General features: G+C 40.3%; 19 protein-coding genes. 4 read left to right on the top strand and 15 right to left on the bottom strand.

The annotated features are described in order from the left end of the window. Window positions 1-92: 92 nt before the first annotated feature. The 15 genes from rpsB to DR017_RS10070 form a co-directional block, all read right to left on the bottom strand. Window positions 93-818, bottom strand: coding sequence for a 30S ribosomal protein S2 (rpsB, locus tag DR017_RS10135; RefSeq protein ID WP_002681859.1), 726 nt, complete (start codon window positions 816-818; stop codon window positions 93-95). A gap of 196 nt (window positions 819-1,014) precedes the next feature. After that, entirely contained in the window at window positions 1,015-1,401 is a 387-nt protein-coding gene (gene rpsI, locus DR017_RS10130) for a 30S ribosomal protein S9 (protein WP_002681865.1), read from the bottom strand. Beyond that, window positions 1,401-1,856 carry a 50S ribosomal protein L13 gene (gene rplM / locus DR017_RS10125; protein WP_002681881.1) on the bottom strand — a complete coding sequence of 152 codons (456 nt, stop codon included), beginning with the start codon at window positions 1,854-1,856 and terminating at the stop codon, window positions 1,401-1,403. The genes rpsI and rplM overlap by 1 nt, the downstream gene beginning before the upstream one ends. Before the next feature lie 298 nt (window positions 1,857-2,154). After that, a complete protein-coding gene (locus tag DR017_RS10120) occupies window positions 2,155-3,105 on the bottom strand; it encodes a PhoH family protein (protein ID WP_002681845.1) in 951 nt (316 codons plus the stop codon). Between the two features lie 68 nt (window positions 3,106-3,173). Then, window positions 3,174-3,590: a CBS domain-containing protein gene (locus tag DR017_RS10115; protein ID WP_002681867.1), complete on the bottom strand. Its 417-nt coding sequence runs from the start codon at window positions 3,588-3,590 to the stop codon at window positions 3,174-3,176. A 115-nt stretch (window positions 3,591-3,705) separates the two neighbouring features. Beyond that, entirely contained in the window at window positions 3,706-4,191 is a 486-nt protein-coding gene (locus DR017_RS10110) for a PH domain-containing protein (protein WP_002681860.1), read from the bottom strand. A gap of 6 nt (window positions 4,192-4,197) precedes the next feature. Next, window positions 4,198-5,520 carry a DUF4302 domain-containing protein gene (locus DR017_RS10105; RefSeq protein WP_002681854.1) on the bottom strand — a complete coding sequence of 441 codons (1,323 nt, stop codon included), beginning with the start codon at window positions 5,518-5,520 and terminating at the stop codon, window positions 4,198-4,200. A 109-nt stretch (window positions 5,521-5,629) separates the two neighbouring features. After that, window positions 5,630-6,961, bottom strand: a complete 1,332-nt coding sequence (locus DR017_RS10100) for a DUF4302 domain-containing protein (protein WP_002681878.1) — start codon at window positions 6,959-6,961, stop codon at window positions 5,630-5,632. Window positions 6,962-7,033: 72 nt separating this feature from the next. Continuing rightward, on the bottom strand, window positions 7,034-8,359 hold the full coding sequence (locus DR017_RS10095) for a DUF4302 domain-containing protein (RefSeq protein WP_002681848.1): 1,326 nt from the start codon (window positions 8,357-8,359) through the stop codon (window positions 7,034-7,036). A gap of 14 nt (window positions 8,360-8,373) precedes the next feature. Beyond that, entirely contained in the window at window positions 8,374-8,988 is a 615-nt protein-coding gene (locus DR017_RS10090; protein ID WP_002681850.1) for a hypothetical protein, read from the bottom strand. A gap of 31 nt (window positions 8,989-9,019) precedes the next feature. Next, window positions 9,020-9,151 carry a hypothetical protein gene (locus DR017_RS14390; protein WP_256587568.1) on the bottom strand — a complete coding sequence of 44 codons (132 nt, stop codon included), beginning with the start codon at window positions 9,149-9,151 and terminating at the stop codon, window positions 9,020-9,022. Window positions 9,152-9,259: 108 nt separating this feature from the next. Further along, a complete protein-coding gene (locus DR017_RS10085; protein WP_002681877.1) occupies window positions 9,260-10,591 on the bottom strand; it encodes a DUF4302 domain-containing protein in 1,332 nt (443 codons plus the stop codon). 12 nt (window positions 10,592-10,603) lie between these two features. After that, a complete protein-coding gene (locus DR017_RS10080) occupies window positions 10,604-11,446 on the bottom strand; it encodes a zinc-binding metallopeptidase (protein WP_002681856.1) in 843 nt (280 codons plus the stop codon). A gap of 30 nt (window positions 11,447-11,476) precedes the next feature. Beyond that, on the bottom strand, window positions 11,477-12,970 hold the full coding sequence (locus tag DR017_RS10075; RefSeq protein WP_002681873.1) for a RagB/SusD family nutrient uptake outer membrane protein: 1,494 nt from the start codon (window positions 12,968-12,970) through the stop codon (window positions 11,477-11,479). A 13-nt stretch (window positions 12,971-12,983) separates the two neighbouring features. Continuing rightward, window positions 12,984-16,328 (bottom strand): SusC/RagA family TonB-linked outer membrane protein, encoded by a 3,345-nt coding sequence (locus DR017_RS10070; RefSeq protein WP_002681879.1) that lies wholly within the window; start codon window positions 16,326-16,328, stop codon window positions 12,984-12,986. A gap of 513 nt (window positions 16,329-16,841) precedes the next feature. Between DR017_RS10070 and rnpA the strand changes: the two genes are divergently transcribed. From rnpA to cysD, 4 genes are read left to right on the top strand one after another with little or no spacing between them, the layout of a single operon-like run. Beyond that, window positions 16,842-17,204: a ribonuclease P protein component gene (gene rnpA / locus DR017_RS10065; protein ID WP_040361880.1), complete on the top strand. Its 363-nt coding sequence runs from the start codon at window positions 16,842-16,844 to the stop codon at window positions 17,202-17,204. A gap of 2 nt (window positions 17,205-17,206) precedes the next feature. Beyond that, complete coding sequence (gene purN / locus DR017_RS10060) at window positions 17,207-17,776, top strand: phosphoribosylglycinamide formyltransferase (RefSeq protein ID WP_002681870.1); 570 nt, start codon at window positions 17,207-17,209, stop codon at window positions 17,774-17,776. A gap of 58 nt (window positions 17,777-17,834) precedes the next feature. After that, window positions 17,835-18,278, top strand: coding sequence for an energy transducer TonB (locus tag DR017_RS10055; protein WP_002681875.1), 444 nt, complete (start codon window positions 17,835-17,837; stop codon window positions 18,276-18,278). 31 nt (window positions 18,279-18,309) lie between these two features. After that, window positions 18,310-19,209, top strand: a complete 900-nt coding sequence (cysD, locus tag DR017_RS10050; protein ID WP_002681872.1) for a sulfate adenylyltransferase subunit CysD — start codon at window positions 18,310-18,312, stop codon at window positions 19,207-19,209. Window positions 19,210-19,279 lie beyond the last annotated feature (70 nt).

The raw sequence follows: 19,279 nt of genomic DNA, 5'->3' as shown, positions 1-19,279 counted from the left end.
CCCCCGAGGGGAGGGAGAAGCCGGTGAAAGTGAGTTAAAAAATAATTTTAGGGCTTTGATAAAGTTAGGGACTTTGTCAAAACTTATTTGATTTATTCGGCTGCTTCAGCTTCTTTGTTAGCGTCGGCAGTTCTGCTAGAAAGACCTTCGTTTACAGCTTCGGTGATGTAAGAAAGCACTTTTTCGATAGCTTTAGAAGCGTCGTCGTTGGCAGGGATAGCAAAATCCACCTCACGAGGATCGGAGTTTGTATCTACCATAGCGAAAATAGGAATGTTTAATTTTTGCGCTTCTTTTACAGCGATGTGTTCACGGAGTGTATCGACTACAAATAGGGCACCAGGGAGGCGAGACATATCGGCGATAGACCCTAAGTTTTTCTCGAGTTTTTCGCGCATACGTTCTACGTGTAGTTTTTCACGTTTTGAAAGGGTATCGAAAGTACCGTCTTTTTTCATTTTGTCGATAGACGACATTTTCTTTACAGCCTTACGGATGGTTACGAAGTTAGTAAGCATACCACCAGGCCAGCGCTCGGTGATGTAAGGCATTTTTACTGAAGTTGCTTTTTCGGCAACAACGTCTTTAGCTTGTTTTTTAGTAGCCACAAAAAGCACTTTTTTGCCAGAGGCTACGATTTTTTTGAGGGCTTCGGCAGCCTCTTCAATTTTAGCAGCGGTTTTGTATAAGTTGATTACGTGGATACCGTTGCGTTCCATATAGATGTAGGGAGCCATATTAGGATTCCATTTGCGGGTAAGGTGACCGAAATGTACGCCTGCATCTAATAAATCTTTAATTTCTATGTTATTTGCCATTTCTTTTTAAATAGTTTACGTTCCTAATATTAGCAATAGCTTGGAGAGGTTTTATAAAAATGGAATAACCGCCTGAGCCATTTGGATGCTAAACTAAGGAGCAAATTGTTTTTTTAGGTAAGAGATAAGAGGTAAGAGATAAGAATAAACATTCATTTTTAACTCTTTTCCTTTAACTTTTAAATATTCACTAATACTAGCGTTTAGAGAATTGGAATCTCTTACGGGCTTTTTTCTGACCGAATTTTTTACGTTCAACCATACGAGGGTCACGAGTTAGGAGCCCTTCAGGTTTTAATACAGCGCGGTTTTCGGCGTTGAGTTCGCAAAGTGCGCGAGCGATAGCCAAACGAACGGCTTCGGCTTGACCGGTGATACCACCTCCGTATACATTTACTTTTACATCGTAAGCATCTTCAGCACCTACAAGGCTGAGGGCTTGTTTTACTTTGTATTGTAATGTAGGGGTAGTGAAATAATTGTTGAGTTCGCGTTTGTTTACGGTGATAGTACCGTTACCTGCTTTAAGGTAGATACGCGCTACGGCGGTTTTTCGTCTACCGATGGTGTGAATTACTTCCATTATTTCAAATCGTTTAAGTTAATGGTAACAGGTTGTTGAGCTTCTTGTTTGTGCTCGGTACCTGCATACACTTTTAAATTACGTAAAACTGCTGCACCCAATTTTGTTTTTGGTAACATACCTTTTACAGCTTTCTCGATGATACGTTCTGGGTGTTTTTCGAGGAGTTGTTTTACTCCTGTAGTGCGTTGTCCTCCTGGGTAACCAGTGTGGCGAAGATAGGTTTTATCTTCCCATTTGTTCCCTGTAAGGTTGATTTTCTCGGCGTTGATAACGATTACGTTATCGCCACAATCAACGTGAGGGGTAAAATCGGGTTTGTACTTACCGCGAAGTAGCTTTGCTACTTTAGAGGCAAGGCGACCCAAAGTCTGTCCGTCAGCATCTACCAAGACCCACTTTTTGTTTGCAGTGGCTTTGTTGGCAGAGATGGTTTTGTAGCTTAATGTGTCCACTCTTTGTGATTTTTATTAAAAATTAAACATTCCTTATAGTGTCATCAAACGACACTTTTATTTTTAGGGCGCAAAATTACAACAAATATTTGAAACTGCAAAATTTTTGTGAGGTAAGAAGTAAGAGATAAGAGGTAATAATTTGGCAATTAGCAAATTAGGTGATTAGCAAATTATAAAGAGGTGCGAGCCGCACGGACAAAGAATGGGGGTGCGAGCCGCACGGGTAGAAAATCTCAGAGGGACTCGGAGAGGCTCTGAGATTTAGGTATAAATACTACGGCTTGTCGTGCTACGATTATTCGTTGTTTTCTATGGTTTTGTAGGCTTCGATGATGCTGCGTACCAGTGGGTGACGCACCACATCTTTGTCGTCTAAGTGGAGGAAGGCGATACCTTGTACGTTTTGGAGGATGAGCATCGCTTCTTTGAGTCCAGAAGAGACTTTGCGAGGGAGGTCGATTTGACCAGGGTCGCCGGTGATCATAAACTTGGCGTTGCGCCCCATACGGGTGAGAAACATCTTCATCTGAGCGTGGGTGGTGTTCTGTGCCTCGTCGAGGATTACAAAGGCGTTGTCGAGGGTGCGTCCGCGCATAAAAGCAAGGGGGGCAATCTCAATGATTCCTGCCTCAATAAAGGCATTGAGTTTTTCGTGGGGAATCATATCGCGCAAGGCATCGTACAGCGGTTGCATATAGGGGTCGAGTTTTTCCTTGAGGTCGCCAGGGAGAAACCCGAGGTTTTCGCCTGCTTCGACGGCTGGACGGGTGAGGATGATGCGGCGTACTTGCTTTTCTTTGAGGGCTTTTACAGCTAAGGCAACGCCTACATAGGTTTTACCTGTACCGGCAGGCCCAACAGCAAAAACCATATCGTTATTACGCATCATTTCTACCAATTTTACTTGGTTTTGAGTTTGTGGACGTATGACTTTACCATTCACCCCGTGCACAATAACATCTTCCTCACGTACTTTTTCGGTAGTTTCGGGGCTAGATGCCGAGAGTATGCTATCAATAGAACGCTCGTCTAAGCGGTTGTATTTTGCACAATAGGCGATGAGTTTTTCGATTTGAGTTTGGAAATCTTTGAGCTGTAGTTCTTCGCCAAAAACGATGAGTTTGCTACCACGAGCAACGATTTTCAGTTTAGGGAATAGGGTTTTGATGTACTTGATATTACTTTCGTCTTCCCCACAAAACACTTGGGGGCTGACTTCGGTAAGTTCTAATGTTAGTTCGTTCATATTCAGGTAAAAGATAAGAGGTAAGAGGTAAGAGTTTGCGTTTCTTATCTCTTACCTCTTATCTAAATTTAATATTGTTCTAATAGGTATTTGATCAAATCGGTAGTGGTTACAAGTCCTACAAGTTTGCCGTTATCTACCACGGGGATAGAGTGGAAACTTTGGGCGGCGAGGATTTCAGCTACTTCTTTGATAGAGGTGTCGGCAGTTACCGTAAGCGGTGTTTTAGCCATAATCTGCGGGATGGTGTACATATCATAGACTACGGAGGTTACTTCTTCCTCGCCATCGGTCATATCGGCAAAGCTGATACGAAGGAGGTCGGAGTAGCTTACAATGCCTATAAGTTTATCGCCTTCCACCACTGGGATATGGCGTATGTGGTGTTTTTTGAATAAACGCTCGGCTTCATAGAGCGATTGATCGGGAGTAAGGGTTACTAACTCCTTGCTCATAATTTGTGATATGGGTACTCTTTGTCTCATAATAATTGCGTTTTTAAGGTGAATGTTTTTGTTTATTGATTTCACCCGCAAAGATACGAAACTTTTTGTAACTAACAAAATTATTAATCAGCAAATTTGTTAATTTTTGGCTATATCACAATTTGGCTGTAACTTCTGTTATCACCTCATCGGGTGATTCACAACTGAAGGCGTATTTTCTACCGCTTTTGGTGGTTACCAAAAAACATTGATGGGTATCGCCTACAAACGAAGTGTACTTACCGATGTGCTTGTTATAGAAAATACCTATATAACCGAAAAAGCCTGCTGAACCAAAAATTCTCATATCCCAAAGCGACGGCTTGTGTTTTTCTACGGAGAGGATTTGTCTGTATTTTAAGCTGTTAGTACCGAAAAGCTTTTTCAAAGTAAGTTTATCGGGTTCTAACACTATACTCATAGGAGCACTGAGTACAAATACAGCTAAGGTAATGGTAATAGCGATGATACCTAACAACAAGCCGTAGCTGGGATTTAAAATATAATTCCTGCTCATCGTTACTAAAGCAACGATGACTAATATGCTTACTAATACTGTAATGATTCTTACTGTATTACTCCAATGGACATTCTTTTTCATAGAGTATTATAGTTTTTTGAGTGCATAAGCAGGAAAATAGAAAGTGGGCTTACTATGACTTTGGAAGAAATAGATAAAGCGATCATTTTGTTTTTCTCCTGTATTTTTGATGTACAAACCTTCACTGCTAAGAGCTATCAGGTTTTCTAAACGCTCAAAAGCGAGGTCTAAAAGTGCGCGGTTTTCGGGTTTTAACCAAGAGCTCGAAGCCAGTGGATGCTTGAAACTTTGAAAGGTCATATAGAGTTTTTTATCTTTAAACTCATAAGTAGCATTAGCAGTAATTGCTTCGGCGCTTGATTTATCTGGGAATTTATAGCCAATGACAAGATCTACTTTGTTTCCTGCCTTGAAACGGAGGGTGATAGAGTTGAATGCTTTTTCACTATCAATTGCTAAAAAATTGTCGTGGAAAGGCTTGCTTGTATAAGCTGAGTTTTTAAAGGAGGACTCTAAATAGGTGAAGGCACTTACTTCATCATTGACGATAGCTAAATAATCGTTAGCATTGAAAACCTCTGGGCTGATGAGTGAATAGTACAATTCCACAGTTACCCCGTCTACCGTCGCACTATAAGTAGGAGTTTCGGTACTGCCACTACGCGTTAAATCACTGAAACTCTTACCTTCTATTGTTAGAGGAGGTAGCAAAGCGATACCATTTTCTTTAGCTTTTACGGGTGCTTTTACAGTAGTGCCTTGAAGAGCTAACACTCTATTGGTGAAAGTAATAGGATAGAATGTAGGCGAAGTAGTTGCCGTCGATACTTTGAGGAGGTAGTGAGAAGAGTGCTCGGTGAGTGGCACTATATTGCGCGCAAGGTTAGGGAATTGCGCTTCATCGGTGGCGGTGAGGGGCTCAAAATAGAGTTGTGACGGCTGATTGCTAAGGAGGTTCTTGAATTTGAGTTTGTTACCTTCCTTACCGAGATATAGGAATTGGTATACCTTACCTGAAAGATCTTTAGCGGGGTCGCCTTGGAGTACATCAGCGAGCTGGTGGAGGTAGTTTTGTCCTACAAAACTCAACACACTGCCTTCTTTGGTTTCCTGAGTGGTGTAGCGCGTGGTGGTGGAGGTAGCGGTCGCACTGAGGTCGGAAAGCATAGATACTTTACCCTCAGCAGTAAATTTGAGGAGAAATTGATAATGCCCTGTAACTCCATCGACAGCATAGGAGAGTTTCCAGCCGTTTTGAGCTGTAGTAAGCTCTTTCATTAAGGCAGAGTTTTGCACTGGAGTGATAGGGTCATCTCCAGCAGTGGGGTTGTCGTTCTTAGCGCAGAACGTGAGGCTCATAGCGAGCAGGAGGAGTGTAATTTTTTTCATTGTGAATTAGGTGTTTTAAGGGTTAGAGGTTAGGAAATAGACTTTGGCAAAGGTGCGAGCCGCACAGGCAAGAAACTTTGCCAAAGTGTAGTGATACAAAAATTACAGTTTATTGTCCCCAAGCAAGAAAAGCATATAGAGGATGTTCATAGCTTTGGAAAAAATAGATGGGGTTTGTAGCAAAAGGTCGGATAGAGAGATCCAATTTTTTCACATAATAACCTTGATTACCAAGTTCATAGATGCGGTTTAAGGCTCGTTTGGCTTGTTCTAACACAGCCTTATTCTTAGGATCATTCCAAAGATCTTCGTTATCAACTGTTAAAGTTCCGTCAGTTTCGGTGAAATACAAGCGTTTGTTTTTGAGTTCGTATTTAGCGTTTACACTTATAAAAGAAAGATTATTTTCTTCAAAATTGTGTCCTATTTCTATTTGGCAAACAGTTCCTGAGAAGGTCATCATCACCATATAGAGGTCGGTAGTGGCATCTACGCGCAATACATCTTGATAGAAAGCCTCGGTTAGATACTCATATTTTTTCATTACTTGAGTGTTAATCGCAAGTGCTTCAATTTGGGTATTGATGTGCTGGTAATCATCACTGTTGTAATCGTCAGGAGAGAGTAATGAGTAGAAAAGTTCGGCGGTAACTCCATTCACGGTAGTGCGATAGGTAGGAGGGTTACTGTTTTCAACGCGTTTCAATTCGTTGAAAGGTTGTCCGCCTAAGGTAAAAGCGCGATGGAAAGCAATACCATTTTCGGTTGCTGAAGTAGCAATTTTGCTTGGGGTATTCTTCAGTGATAACACTCTATTGGTAAACTCGATAGGATAGGTAGTTGGGGTACCTGTAGTAGGGCTTACTTTCAGGTAATAGTGAGAGGCGTTGTTGCTCAAAGGGGCAATGTTTTTGTACAACGCAGGAGTGCGCGACCAATCGGCAGCAGTAGCGGGTTGAAACACTACAGAAGCGTTGTTTCCCAGAAGCAAGTTTTGGAATTTGAGGTTATTGCCTTCCTTGCCTGTATATAGGAACTGATAGACTTTACCTGTGTGAGCAATACTTGCAGCTCCTTGTAGAGCATCGGCTAAACGGTGGATTTGGTTATTGCCGATAAAGCTGAGTACTAAGCCTCTCCCCTCTTCTTGGGTACTGTAGCGGCTGGTAGTAGGGGTAGCCGTAGCACTGAGATCGGAGAGCATTGTTACCTTGCCTTGATCGTCGAACTTCATCAGGAAATTATAGCCTCCAAAAGAATCATCAGGGGAGACATACGTAAGTTTCCAGCCTTCGGGAGATGCGGTGAGCTCTTTCATCAAGGCAGGGTTTTGTACTGGAGTAACGGAGTCGTTACCAGTGTTGTCATCATCATTCTTAGAGCAGAATGAGAGGCTCATAGTGAGCGCGAGGAGAACGGTGTTTTTTAAGGATTTTTTCATTATTATTATTTCTTTCTTAAGTTTCTCATTATTAGGGGTCAGGAGTCAGGAGAGGCGATTTGCCAATCGCCCCTACAGTGGAACTCCCCAGATAGGGAAAGCGTACAACGGAAATTCGTAGCTTTGCAATAAGTATACGGGGTTATCCTCTTGGGGTTTAACTTTGATATTCAGTTTTTTGATGTATAACCCTTGCGCTCCAAGAGCATAAACACTTCCTAAGGCGCGTTGTGCTTGCTCTAAAATAGCCTTATTTTTTTCATCTCCCCAAACATCAGGAGCAGAAGTACTCAGGTTTTTATCACTATCTTTCAAGTATAAACGTTTGTTTTTGAGTTCGTACTTACAGCTGATTTGGAGTATAGAGAAGCCTTTGTCTGGAAAAATATGTCCTATTTGGATATGGCAATCATCAGCACCATCAAACATTATTTTAAGCATAAAGAGGTCGGTAGAGGCATCTACTTTCAACACATCTTCATAGAAAGCCTCGGTCATATACTCATTATTTTTGAAATGTTGGCTCATAAGAGCAAATCCTTCGATAGTGGTATTGATATCTTTATAATCGTCGCCATCAAAGAAATTAGGTGGTACTGAGGAGTAGAAAAGCTCGGCAGTAACGCCATTGACGGTTGCTTTATACACGGGGGGCACACTACCCGCAACGCGTTCTAACTCGCTGAATGACTGTCCGCCTAAAGTAAAAGGACGATTGAATGCAATCCCTTTTTCGGTTGCTAAAGTAGCGACTTTGCTTTGGGTATTTTTCAGTGATAACACTCTATTGGTAAACTCAATAGGATAGGTTGTGGGTGTACCTGTAACAGTGCTTACTTTTAGGTAATAATGAGCGGCAGTATTAGTTAAAGGGGTAATATTTTTGTACAACGCAGGAGTACGTGACCAATCGGCAGCAGTAGCGGGTTGAAACACTACAGAAGCGTTGTTTCCCAGAAGCAAGTTTTGGAATTTGAGGTTATTACCTTCCTTGCCTGTATATAGGAACTGATAGACTTTCCCCGTATGGGCATTGCCTGCAGCCCCTTGTAGAGCATCGGCTAATAGGTGGATTTGGTTATTCCCTATAAAACTGAGAACTAACCCCCTCCCCTCTTCTTGAGTGCGGTAGCTGCTGGTGGTGGGAGTTGTTGTAGCACTGAGGTCGGAGAGCATTGATACTTTGCCTTGAGCGTCGAACTTCATCAGAAAGTTATAGCCCCCGAAAGAATCATCAGGAGAGACATACGTAAGTTTCCAGCCGTCGGGAGATGCGGTAAGCTCTTTCATCAGGGTGGTGTTTTCCACTGGGTCGATAGGATTATCTACAGCATCGTTGTCGTTCTTGGTGCAGAACGTAAGGCTCATAGCGAGCAAAAGGAGGGTGATTTTTTTCATTGTGATTTAGGGGGTTAAAGTGTATAAATATAACTAAAATTGATAATAGCGTGGTAACGGGTAATGTAGTTGCCTTTGTTCATGAAAGAGCCTCCTATTTCTCCAAAAATTGCTAATTTACTGTGGTCGGAAGCGTATAAATCTACTCCTGCAAAAGCGTGATACCCGAGGTTGACTGTACCTCCTATCCAACCTTTGTTGTCCACATCCTGAGTTTTGAACTGTCGCCACAAAGGAGCGCTGAGATGGAGTCCGGCACCCGTGACAATACCAATATTAGGACTCACAGGGGTAACCACAGCTAAGCGTACGGGTACATCGAGGGTAGAGACTTTGAGCATTGCGTAGTTACTTTCACTTTGCTGAAAGCCGCCTTGTGAAAACTCACTGACTCCCAACCCCATTTCGATGCGGAAGTTTTTTTCAGGAGAGTAGAGCACTCGCATTTGTATGCGCATTACATCACCTCTCATTTGGAAATCACTGCTCACCATTTCGGCAAGCCCTAAGCCTGCATCAAATTCACAAGACCATTTCGCATACGGAATACTGTCTTTAGCGGTTTCTTTTTCTTGGCTAAAAGCACTAATTGTAGTGCCTAATAGCAGGGATAATAATAACTTTTTCATTGTGTGTGGGGTTTAAGGGGTTAAATGCTAGTTATGGGTGTTTTATTTTCCAAATAGATAGCACAGTAAGTAGTGATAGGCTAATAATGCCTAAGATAGATGGCTCATAGAAAATATGAGCAATGAGCAGGAGTACAGATACTATAAGGATAAATTTATACATTTGATTATGAATTAGAAGTTTAAGAACTCTGCCAAAGTGTGGAACTTTGGCAGAGTGTAGGGATGTAAATGTGATTTTGAGACCTTTTGGACAATCTCATTTCATCTATTAAATTTTAGCAGTAGCTCCTGCAGCAGAGTAAGAACGATTGCTACGACTTTGTATAGAATATATGATATAAGGTCCATATTTTCTATCTGTTTTATTTACATAGAATCCTTCTGAGGCTACTTCTAAGAACTTATCAGCAGCTTCTGAAGCTTTTGCTTTTATAGCTGCATTTTGAGCTTCATTCCAAGCTGTGTTATTGTAAGTGGTAGTTGTTTTATCTTTGATATATAAACGTTTATTTTTTAACTCATAACTACAGTTTACAAAACAATAAGCAGTTTTATTAGGTTCAAATTGATAAGCTATTTGAATTTCACATCTATTTGATGTTTTAAAATAAACCCTAAATAAATAGAACTCTTTAGTACTATCTATTTTTAAGATGTTGTTATAAAAATCATCTGATATAAGATTTCTAAGGTCACTAGGCACAAACACAAGAAGGTTTATAGTAGTACCCATAGCTCTATAATCATCACTTACATAAGCATCAGGTGGAAAGTCGGCATAATAAACTTTTACTGTTACCCCATCAACAGTAGCTTTATAGGTAGGAGGTGTGGTACTGTTATCACGTGTAAATTCAGTAAACTTCTTGCCTTGAATAGTAAGGGCGGGTTTGAATGCTACACCTTCTTTGGTAGCCACAGTTGAGGCTCGTGAAAAATCATTGGTATTAGAAAGTGGAGCTACCCCTATACTTCCATACTGTATATCAATTTCATAAGGAATGGTATTACCATTAGCTGTTACCTCCATATAATAATTAGAGATATTCTCTGCCAAAGCATTGAGGTTGTTTGAAAGAGTGCTAATATCTGTCCAATCTTGGGCAGTAGCAGGCTCAAAGTACACAAATTGTTCAGTAGAATTACGCTGGGTTTTGAATTTGAGTTTATCGCCTTCTTTTCCGTAGTATAAAAACTGATATTCACCTGCATAACCAGCTCCTCGTTTTCCTTGCTCCATTGCATCTGAAAGTTCGTGGATATAGTTTTTGGTAGTGAAAGTGAGCTTCACCCCTTGTCCTTGTTGTAATTCGTACTTAGAGGTAGTGGCAGAAACCGTATTACTGCTAAAATCGGACGCCATAGATACAAATCCTTCGGGGGTAAATTTCATCAAAAAATGGTAACCACCGAAAATACCTTCTTTGGTAAAGTAGGTAAGTTTCCAGCCTTGAGAGGCAGAAGTAAGAGCACTGCGAAGTTCGCTTTCTTTTTCGTTGAATCGCTCAGCAGGTGTTTTACCGAAGAGGTCATCGGGTTCGTTCTTTTGGCAGGAGAAGAGAGTAAGAGCCCCTGCAAGTATGTATATTAACTTTTTCATTGTTCTACTTTTTTATTGTAATACTGATAGCATTTGTTGTTCTACTTTAGCTTGTAGCTGGTAGATATCGATGTTCCATTCGCTTTTGAAATAGGCAACTACAAAAGCCTCTTTTTTGCGGATAGACTCTCTTCCTGTGGCGCTACTGATAGCGTTTATTTTAGCATCCCAAGCTGTTTTACTCATACTGAGCATTCCAGAGGTCATTTCGGCAAAATCTTCAATATCATTCAACATAGAATATGGGGTGATAAAACCAGCGGCATTCGCATCGGCTTCTCGCACATTATACCAGTTGGCTGTATAACCGGAAGGTGTAATCTTGCCATATTCAGAAGAATAAGGTTTCTTCTGGTTGATAATATGGCAATACTCGTGCTGAATAGTATGGAAATATTGGCGAGTAGCAGCGTGTTTGGTCACATCAAGCTGATCGACATTGAAAAGGGTGATTTTCATACCGCTATCGGCAAACCCAAGAGTAATAGTACCACTAGGGTTTACGTTGTACCCCCCAATGAGAGAGATTTGGCGTGGTGCTACTTCTTTTATGAAGTTAGCTCCTGCTACCTCAGTATAGGCATCAATCCATACTTTTTTTACAATTTCGAGCATTGGCTGTACTTTGGCTTCAGTAGGAGGGTAAAAATATTTACCCATTTCAAAATCGGCATCAATATAGTTATAGGTTACTATAATGTTGTACGGTTGCTGAAAATTGTTGTAGATATAGGTATCTAATGCCGTTTTAGCCGTTGTTCTGGGTTTTAACACACTCTCAGAACTAAGATTTTCTTTATTGTTGCAGGCAGCTAACGATAGTGCTAACACTGCGGCGATATATAACTTTTTCATATCTTACTAATTTGAATGTTTGTTGTTAAGTTATCTTGGGTTTGCAGTAATACCGTTGGAAATAGCATCTTCAGGGATTTGTAACTCACGACGTGGGTCGTCTTTAGTGAGCTCCATAGTTTGACCGCCTTTCACGTGTACAACTTTCATCCCGAGGCGTTTGTTGTCTATCCAGCGCAAGCCTTCAAACACAAAAGCAGCTCTTCTCACATCGGCTACGGCTTGTAACCACTCACGTTGTTGGGTAGAAAGTGTATAAGCAGGGTCGAACTCAGTACCTTTGTTTTGATAAATGGTATTCATATCTGCTTCACTCAACACAAAAGTATCAGGAATATTTTGCATTGTTTTCTTTCTTAAGAAAACTACCAAATCAGTAAGGAATTTCGTTTTTTCACCTTTCATCAAGTAGGCTTCTAAACGGTTGAGAAATACCTCGTCATAAGAGATGAGCACTGCCATATCATAAGCGTACCCATTACCTGCTGATACATTGGTATATTTAAAATACTCTTCGTATTTAGGAAAATTGCGGTAATCGTCGTTCCCGTAAAGAGGATAAGCCCAAGTAGCGCGGAAAGCATTTAGCGGGTGCTTGCTGTCTCCTAATACTTCTACCGATTTTTGTAAAGTCAAGCCATATTTATTGTAAGCAAAGTTTCTTTCATAAAGAGAGGAAGCGCCTATAATCAAAGCGTTTGCAGGTTCATCAGCACTAGCATAGAGCAAGCCTTGTTGTGCATAGGTACGTGAACGTTGCCCTTTTACATCGCGTAGTTTGTTTTCTGGATTAGCTCCAAGAGCTTCATTGGCGTGTGCTATTACCTTATCCCAATCACCTTTTACCAAGTAGAAGCGTGAAGCAAAAGCGTGAGCAGCTTCTTTGGTGAAGTGGAATTTAGGTTTGCTATACTTGCTGTTATCAATAAGAGGTAAACCTTCTGTCAAGTCTTTTTCAATCGCATCGTAATAATCTTTTACTGATACACGACGATAGATTTCGAACACTTTTCTTTCAGCTTTAGTAGCATAAGGCAAGCCTAAATCGGAAGCAGCAGTTGCTGGATTAAACGGTTTACACCAGAAAAGTCCTAACATAAAATGTGCATAGGCACGGGCTACCAAAGCTTCTCCTTTAAGGTAGTTAAATTTACTACCTCCACCAAGGTTTTCTACAGCTTCTAAGGCATAGTTAGCATTGGCTATTGCCCCATAAGCAGCATAGAAATAGTGAGGTGGGGTATCCCAAGTGTTATACTCGTTGTTAGTTTCCCAAGAATACATTTGAGTATTGAATATAGACGACTCGGTGAGGTTCACTTTATCGCCTGCATTATCGCTCATTGTTTCGCAGAAATCAGCATATAGAGCGTTAGGATAGGCTGTAGCCAAAAGTTCTTGTATTTTTTCGGGCGAATCAAGTTCTGCGCGTTCATCAGGTAGTTCGTCCAGAAATTTATCGCAAGCGGTAAACGATAAACCTAAAAAGAGGGCTATTATGGGTGTATATATATTCTTTTTCATTGCTTACATATTTTTAGATTCCAAGGTTGATAGTAAAGGTATATTGGGTATTTACAGGGTAAGCTACCCCACCAGTGCGGAAGAACTCAGGGTCTTGACCATTGAGATTCTTATCAGCATAAATCAAGAACGGATTGGTAGCTTGCAAACGCAAAGTAAGATTGCTCACTTTCAATTGATCAAGCACTTCTTTAGGGAAAGCATAAGAGAGCCCAATACTTTTCATACGAACAAATGAACCATCTACTACACGCTCAGTTGAATAGTTGTAGGCGTTATATACACGACGGAGGGTCGCTCTACCTACTTCATTAACTGTTCTTTTATCGGCAATAGCAGGGATATTAGTTACCTTTTCATCACCTGGATTGATCCAGCGGTTTCTCATCTCTTTAGGGAAAACACTAAGGTCATTGTAATCTACACTATATTGATCGGGTTTGCGTATTTTGTTACCTGCAGCTACAGTAATAAGAGCAGAAAGCTCCCAGTTTTTGTAACGGAAAGTATTAGAGAGACCTGCGGTGATATTAGGTTCTACTGGACCTTCTTTTTTAAGGTAACTCAAGATATTATCAATTTGTTGGAAATTGATATCCTCAAATTTAGTGCTACCATTAAGCAAGTTGAACAATGGAAGTCCTTTGTCATTCAATCCTTTAAAATCATAAGAATACAAGGTGTTACGTGCTCCTCCTACTACGTTACCACCTACTTCACGCACTAAGTTATACACGTTAGGACGGTAAGTAAGGTGTGTGATTTCTTGGTTGAAATAGGCAAAGTTGATGCCTGTATTCCAGCTGAAATTATCAGTTTTGATATTTTTAGTATCTAAAGCAAGCTCTATACCTTTAGTCACCATTGAGGCGTTGTTTGCCAATTTTACAAGTTGTCCTCCAACACCTGAAGTACGTACATAGTCAATCAAGTCTTTAGAATTCTTTTGGTAAAGGTCTAACGACAAATTAACGCGGTTTTTAAACAAGCCGAGTTCCATACCTACGTTGGCTTCGTATACTTTTTCCCAAGTGAGTTCAGAGTTTTGAAGTGCTTCTATATAGATAGTGTTCTCTCTATCACTGAGGTTATAGCGGTTAGCCACTTCGTTTTTAAAGATAGCTAAAGCGTTGCTGGCAGAACCTAAACCTGCGATAAGCCCATAGCTCACACGGAAAGCAAGGTTAGAAATCTTAGTATTGTCTTTCAAGAAACTCTCGTTAGAAGCATTCCAACGACCACTCACGTTCCAAGTAGGCAACCAGCGAGCTGAACGACTTCTACCTAATTGGTTAGAACCTTCATAATTGGCTGTACCAGCGAATACATAGCGGTTGTCATAAGTATAAGTTCCTTGTAAGAAGAAAGCTATACCACGTTCTTTAGTGAATGATCTACCAAAGTAAGGAGAATTATCTTGGATTGCTTTTTGAATCACACGATAATCGGTAAAAGCTGTACCTCCGCGTTCAAATTGATAACCATAACCATTGAAATAAGAGTTATCACGATCGGTATGACGATATTCTTGACCTAAGAACACTTTTAAGTCGTGTTTTTCTTTAAACAAACGTTTGTACTCCAAAGCATTACGGAAGTAGTAACTTTGCAAGTTGTTTTCGGTAAGTTTATAGATACCTCCATTAGGTAAGGCTACTTGAGGAATCATATCAGGATTAGCAGGATCTTTGAACAAGAAAGGGTTTGCTTTTGCAATCACTGTTGTACGATTGGCGCGATAAGCCCCTACTACGTTAGAGTTTTCTCTCATAGAGTGTTCGTTGGAACTCTTTACGTGACGTACAGATCCGAGGAAATTGTATTTAAGACCTTTAGCTAATTTGATTTCTAAATCTCCTTGAATTTTATACTCGAGCACGTTCAAATCCATATAGTTATTAGCAAGCTCGTTGAGGATGTTCATAGGAGCATAGTTGTAGCTGTAGTACTCGTATTTGCCATCATCACCATAAGGACGCAAAGCACGTGAGGTATTTAGTGCATAACTAAAAGGGTTGATATCAAAATCACGATCATAACCACCGCTTACAGTGTTGGCAGTACGGTTGTAAGTACCAGGTGCTTTTTGGGTACGTATAGAGCCTTGAGTAAGCACTCCTATTTTTACCTTTGGTGAAAGATTATAAGTAGTTTTGAGGTTACCAGTTACACGGTGTACACGGTCAGCAACTGTCCATCCTGGGTCTACAAAGAAACCTACTGATGCATATACAGTGGCATTTTCTCCCCCTCCTGAAAGACTCACAGTGTGATTTTGTGTAAGTGAAGGGCGGAAAAGTGTTTTAAACCAATCAGTATTAGCGTATTCGTACTTACGCAAGAACGCAAGACGTGCAGCTTCAGAATTTTCTAAAGCAAAACGACCAGTAGCTGGGTTATAAGTATCGATAGCGCGATACATTATATTATAAGCCCCTCCATAGCGCGCTTGTGTATATGAAGAAAGTGAAAAATAGCCTTTTTCCTCTAACTCACGATAAACACCCATAGACTCTTGAGAGTTCATAATGTCGTACTGATTGTAATTAGGAATCATACGCACCGACTCTTCTAATTGGTAGTTTACCTGAGTTTTTACGTTCTTTTTACCACTTTTAGTAGTGATAATCACGGCACCATTGAGGGCGCGTGCACCGTAAAGAGAAAGGGCTGAAGCATCTTTAAGAATTTCAATGCTCTCAATGTCATTCGCATTGATACCAGAGATAGCCGAACTTACAAGAGTAGAAGCATCACCCGAAGCCAATTGCTCGAATGATAAGTTCACTACCTCTTCTTGTACAGCACCGTCTACCACCCATAATGGTTTAGTATCACCAAAGATAGATGATCCCCCACGAATGGTAATTTTAGGAGAAGTACCAAAAGTTCCTGAAATGTTCTGTACGTTTACCCCTGCGGCACGACCTTCAATCATACGACCTACGTCCACCACACCGTCCATTTTAATATTGTCGGCTTTGAGGGTTTGGGCATTACCCGTAAACTTAGAACGGTCAAACTCTTGGTAACCTGTAACCACCACGCCAGTGAGCTGTTGCGCTTCCATTTCTAGTGTTACATTGATTACCTTGTTAGCCCCTACAGAACGTTCGACTGTTTTAAGACCTAATGAAGAAAACACAAGAATAACCTTGTTATTAGGTACTTTGATGGAGTATTTACCATCAAAATCAGTAGCGACCCCGTGAGAGGTACCTTTTACTACTACAGAGGCACCAGGTAGTGGAGTGCCCGCATCATCTTTTACTACCCCTGTTACGGTGTGTTCTTGGGCAAAAGCAACGCCGACGAACAGCACAGCGCATAACAGTGCGTACATCAATTTTTCTTTCATCGCTATTATATTATGTCAATTATTTTGCAAAGTTTCAGAAAAATAATTTATAAAAGCAACTTTTTATGGTATTTTTTTTTACTGTGGTTTTATAAGCGTATAAAATCTTTTCGTTAAAGATGTTTTTTAAAGAATGTTTAGAGTTATTGTTAAAAAATTGCAGTATTCTCAATGATTTGGAATATTCAATAGAAATACCTCAGTTATTCTCTTAAAAAAATACGAATTTTATCACATAGGGTTGTTAAAGTGTAAATCATTCATTTCTAAACATATAAAAGAGTTTATAGGAAATAAACAGATGAAAGCGAGGTAATAAACACTACTGAAACAAAAATAAAATTTAACATTTTTTAAGAAATTAATTTTTGAATAAACTAAGTGGATATTAGAAAAAATCATCGGGAAAAGCTCTGACTCTTAAAGTTTTCTAAAAGCCTACTGCTCCCCCTACTCCTTAGATTACTGACTCTTAAAACTTGCTAATTAACAAATTATTTGTACTTTTGCCGTATGTATACTTTTCCAAAAGCTGAAAAACTCTGTAAACGCGATTATATACAGCAACTTTTCGCTAAGGGTGAGGCAATTACCTCCTATCCTATACGCTTGTTGTACACTCCTATCGCTACTCTTGAGGTGCCTTATCAATTACTGATAAGTGTGCCTAAACGCACTTTTAAACGCGCAGTGGATAGAAATTTACTCAAACGCAGGTTGCGAGAGGCTTATCGCTTACAGAAAAACCTTTTGCCTGTAAAAGAACAACAATATGCCTTAGCTTTTATTTATATCGGAAAAGGAAAAGCCACCTATACTGAAATAGAGAATGCCGTAAAAACAACGCTTTCACTATTTGCTAATTCACCTATTTAACTATGAAAAAAATCGTTGTTTTCGCCTCAGGTTCAGGTTCTAATGCCGAACGCATCGCTACTTATTTCGCCGAGAAAGGCAGTGCAAAAGTGTGTCTGATTCTCTGTAACAATCCACAAGCAGGAGTTTTGGCTCGTGCCAAACGTTTAGAAATACCTTCACTTGTGTTTGATAGACAAGCATTCTACAAAACAAACGTAGTGCTTGATGTACTCGCAACACAACAACCCGACCTCATTGTCTTGGCGGGCTTTTTGTGGAAAGTTCCTGAAAATCTGATAGCAGCCTACCCCAACCGCATTCTCAACATTCACCCCTCTCTCTTGCCAAAATATGGAGGCAAAGGAATGTATGGCGATCACGTACACCAAGCTGTAGTGACTAATAGTGAAAAAGAGAGTGGTATCACCATTCATTTTGTAAACGAACATTACGACGAGGGCAATATCCTCTTTCAAGCAAAAACCGAAGTATTACCCACCGATACCGCCGATACTTTAGCTGAGAAAATACATCTCTTAGAGTATGAACATTTCCCAAAAGTAATAGAAGAATGGTTGAAAACTTGTTAATTAAAAAAAAAGTTGTACCTTTGTGGAATTAGTAGTTAATAACTAAATATCTAAAACAATGAAAGCAATTAAAACCTTAGTAACAAGCATCTTATTAGTAGCTGGTTTTGCTACTACACAAGCACAAGACAGCAAAGCTGTAGATATCTACAACAGTTCGGTTGTAAAACAAAAACCTTACTGCTCGCATTACGAGAATATTCATATAGCCAAAGAAACTAATTTCGAGGCGTGTGTAGACCAATGGGTAACGGATAAACTTGTCTACCCAAAAGAAGCCCTCAACAAAAAGATTGAAGGCTTGATAAAAATATACTTTGTAATAGATAAAAAAGGAAACTTTAGTGTACAAAAAGTTGAAGGAGAACCTATTTTAGCAGCTGAAGGCAAACGCGTATTTGAAAACTTCCCTAAAATGATGCCTGCTAAAGACGCTCAAGGACGCGAAATTGCTGTACAAGGAATGTACCCATTAGAGTTTTCAATGAATGCAGTGAAATAGAAAAGTAAGATACAAAGAATAAATAACTATCGTGAATAAAGAACATTTAAAACAATTAGAAGCTGAAAGTATTTATATAATGCGCGAAGTAGCGGCGCAATTCGAACGCCCCGCTCTACTTTTTAGCGGTGGAAAAGACTCTATTACTCTGGTGCACTTGGCTATGAAAGCCTTTGCCCCTATGAAAATACCTTTCCCTTTGGTACATATCGATACAGGACATAACTTCCCCGAGGCTCTTGCTTATCGCGATGCCCTTGCCAAACGTATTGGCGCTGAACTCATTGTGAGACAAGTTGAAGACACCATCAAAGCCAAAGGTCTTACTGAACCCAAAGGTAAATTTGCTTCTCGTAACTGGCTGCAAACACACACCTTATTAGATACTATCGAAGAATTTCACTTCGATGCCTGCATCGGGGGCGCTCGCCGTGATGAGGAAAAAGCTCGCGCCAAGGAACGTTTCTTCTCAGTAAGAGATGAGTTCGGTCAATGGGACCCAAAACTACAACGCCCTGAACTCTGGAACATCTATAACGGTAGAATCCAAAAAGGCGAAAATATGCGCGTATTCCCCATTTCTAACTGGACAGAACTCGATGTGTGGAGTTATATACAGCAAGAAAAAATTGAACTCCCTTCTATCTATTTCGCTCACAATCGCGAAGTAATTGAGCACGAAGGTCGCCTCATTGCGGTATCGCCTTTTATCCAAATAGACGAGAACGACACTATTCTCAACAAGTGTGTGCGCTATCGTACTGTGGGTGATATGACTTGTACCGCAGCTGTAGAAAGCAATGCAGCAACTCTTGAAGAGGTGGTGAACGAAATTACTGCTTCACGCATCTCGGAACGCGGTGAAACTCGTATAGACGATAAAGTAACCGAAGCTGCTATGGAAGACCGTAAAAAAGGAGGATATTTTTAGTGCAAAAAAGTATCTGTTTAAAAAATGGTCAGATTTTTGTATATCAAAATCCTGAATACTAAAAAACAAG

Source organism: Capnocytophaga sputigena, from assembly GCF_900446695.1.
In the GTDB taxonomy this organism is placed as follows: Bacteria; Bacteroidota; Bacteroidia; order Flavobacteriales; family Flavobacteriaceae; genus Capnocytophaga; species Capnocytophaga sputigena.
The sequence above is the reverse complement of the archived record's forward strand: the minus strand, read 5'-3'. Positions and strand labels throughout refer to the sequence as shown.

Coding starts and splice junctions, on each gene's coding strand:
- DR017_RS14390 (WP_256587568.1), bottom strand. CDS start 9,151: ATGTATAAATTTATCCTTATAGTATCTGTACTCCTGCTCATTGCTCAT.
- DR017_RS10085 (WP_002681877.1), bottom strand. CDS start 10,591: ATGAAAAAGTTAATATACATACTTGCAGGGGCTCTTACTCTCTTCTCC.
- DR017_RS10055 (WP_002681875.1), top strand. CDS start 17,835: ATGAAAGCAATTAAAACCTTAGTAACAAGCATCTTATTAGTAGCTGGT.
- purN (WP_002681870.1), top strand. CDS start 17,207: ATGAAAAAAATCGTTGTTTTCGCCTCAGGTTCAGGTTCTAATGCCGAA.
- DR017_RS10110 (WP_002681860.1), bottom strand. CDS start 4,191: ATGAAAAAGAATGTCCATTGGAGTAATACAGTAAGAATCATTACAGTA.
- DR017_RS10105 (WP_002681854.1), bottom strand. CDS start 5,520: ATGAAAAAAATTACACTCCTCCTGCTCGCTATGAGCCTCACGTTCTGC.
- DR017_RS10090 (WP_002681850.1), bottom strand. CDS start 8,988: ATGAAAAAGTTATTATTATCCCTGCTATTAGGCACTACAATTAGTGCT.
- DR017_RS10095 (WP_002681848.1), bottom strand. CDS start 8,359: ATGAAAAAAATCACCCTCCTTTTGCTCGCTATGAGCCTTACGTTCTGC.
- rnpA (WP_040361880.1), top strand. CDS start 16,842: ATGTATACTTTTCCAAAAGCTGAAAAACTCTGTAAACGCGATTATATA.
- rpsB (WP_002681859.1), bottom strand. CDS start 818: ATGGCAAATAACATAGAAATTAAAGATTTATTAGATGCAGGCGTACAT.
- DR017_RS10120 (WP_002681845.1), bottom strand. CDS start 3,105: ATGAACGAACTAACATTAGAACTTACCGAAGTCAGCCCCCAAGTGTTT.
- DR017_RS10070 (WP_002681879.1), bottom strand. CDS start 16,328: ATGAAAGAAAAATTGATGTACGCACTGTTATGCGCTGTGCTGTTCGTC.
- DR017_RS10080 (WP_002681856.1), bottom strand. CDS start 11,446: ATGAAAAAGTTATATATCGCCGCAGTGTTAGCACTATCGTTAGCTGCC.
- rpsI (WP_002681865.1), bottom strand. CDS start 1,401: ATGGAAGTAATTCACACCATCGGTAGACGAAAAACCGCCGTAGCGCGT.
- DR017_RS10115 (WP_002681867.1), bottom strand. CDS start 3,590: ATGAGACAAAGAGTACCCATATCACAAATTATGAGCAAGGAGTTAGTA.
- DR017_RS10100 (WP_002681878.1), bottom strand. CDS start 6,961: ATGAAAAAATCCTTAAAAAACACCGTTCTCCTCGCGCTCACTATGAGC.
- DR017_RS10075 (WP_002681873.1), bottom strand. CDS start 12,970: ATGAAAAAGAATATATATACACCCATAATAGCCCTCTTTTTAGGTTTA.